The sequence below is a fragment of the Cupriavidus sp. HPC(L) genome (assembly GCF_000307735.3).
Lineage (GTDB): Bacteria > Pseudomonadota > Gammaproteobacteria > Burkholderiales > Burkholderiaceae > Cupriavidus.
The window spans coordinates 1-1,712 of sequence record NZ_AMPR02000354.1 but is presented as its reverse complement, the minus strand read 5'-3'; the positions used below and the strand labels follow the sequence as shown (position 1 = coordinate 1,712).

Genomic DNA, 1,712 nt, shown 5'->3' with positions numbered 1-1,712 from the left:
GCCGCGCCGCGCGGCGTGCCTTCGCTGCGTTCGAGCATCCGTTCGCTGGACAGCAGCGGCAGCGCGTCGATCTGGTTGATGGCTTCGTCGAGCTTGATCGCCGCGCCGGTCAGGTCGGTGTCGGGCATCGCCTTCAGACGGCCGATGTCGCGCGCGATCGCCCGGCGCAGCTGGTTGTATTCGGGCTTGTCGGAGCGGGCCAGGCGAACGTCGGCGCTCTGCAACGCGGAAAGCGCGACCTGCACGTTGCCGGTCAGCTGCAGCTGCTGGCCGGCGTTGGTCAGCAGTTGCTGGATCTCGGCGATCTCCCAGTCGTCGCGATTGCGCATCAGGTCCTGGTAGACCTGTTCAAGCGTGGCCTGCTTGTCGCGGGTCTCGCCGACCTGGGCCTCGAGCGCGCCGACCTTGGCCTGCATTTCCTTGACGGTAGTCTGGGCCTCGCGGGTCAGCACGCGCGATTCCTGCACCAGCGCGTCGTTGTTCTGCTGGCGGCGTGCCAGTTCCTCGGTCAGCCGGTCGACCCGTTGCTGCAGCCACCAGAACGCGCCGCCGGCGACCAGCACGAAGATGGCCAGCAGCAGCCAGGCCAGCGCGCCGCGGCCGCCTGGGCTGCCTGGGCTGCGCGAAGCCGGCCGCTCGCCGGGCGAGGCGCTGGAAGGCGCCGCACCGGGCGGCATGCCGGCCGGTGGAACGGAGGAGGAAGCGGTGGAGGTTTGCTGTTGCGTCACGCGATCGACCTTCGTTGACGTGGATTGCGGTGATTCGGTGGGCGGAATTGGGGGCGGAGCGGCGGGCGAGCCCGCCGGAGCAGCCGGGTCAGCCGATGCGGCCGCGGATGGCGCCTGCGATTGCGCTGCCGAAGCCGCGGCCAAAGCGGCCGCACTTGGAGCAGCCGCGGGAACGGTTGCGGCAGTCGGGCCCGGCTCGGGCTTCGATGTCGAAGGCGGCACCGAGGGCTCCACCGGTTGCAGAACCGTCGGTGAAGCCGTTTGTGAAGCCGCCTGTGAAGCCGTTCGTGAGGCCGTTTCCGAAGCCCCCTTCAACTCGCTCAAATACGGCTCGGCCCAGCGCAGGCAAGCCGCCAGCAAGCCCTCGTCGCCCGGCGCGGCCATTTGCACGCGTGTGAAGCCGAGTGCCGCAGCCTGCTCGGCAATTCTCGCATGCGGGACAATGCACTGCACTTCACGCAGCGCGGCGTCTTCTTCCGGCGACAGGTTGTCGCGCGCCAGCTGGTGGAGGTTGCGCACCGCTTCGGAACTGGTCAGCAGCCAGGCCTGCGGTGTCGCGCCCGGCTTCAGGCCGTCGCGTACCGCCTGCCATTGCATCGATCCGGGCACGGGCATCGTGCGTCGATACGCTTCGACCGCCAGCACGGCTGCACCGGCCTCGCGCAGCTTGTCGCCGAGCCAGTCGCGGCCGCCGTTGCCGCGCACGATCAGCACCTCGCGGCCAGCCAGCGCCGGCGCGTCGAGTTGGGCCCACAGCGCCTCGGAATCGAAGCGGGCTTCGGCGGGATCGATATCGGCGGCGGTGCCATCGGCGCCCGCCGGGGAGATCACGCGATGGCGCGGCGCGGCGATGCCGCGCTCGGCAAGCGCCGCCACGCTGGCGGGTCCGACCACCGCAACGGGCACCGATTCGGGCCAGACCGCGGCGGCGCCCTGCGCCAGCGCGAGCGCATCGAGCGCGTAGGCGATCGCGTTGGGGCTGAC

The 1,712-nt window shown here is 70.8% G+C and carries 1 protein-coding gene; it reads right to left on the bottom strand.

The features are described from left to right. Positions 1-1,712, bottom strand: a 1,712-nt coding sequence (gene hemDX, locus B551_RS26185; protein WP_023264674.1) for a fused uroporphyrinogen-III synthase HemD/membrane protein HemX, incomplete at both ends; no start/stop codon positions are given.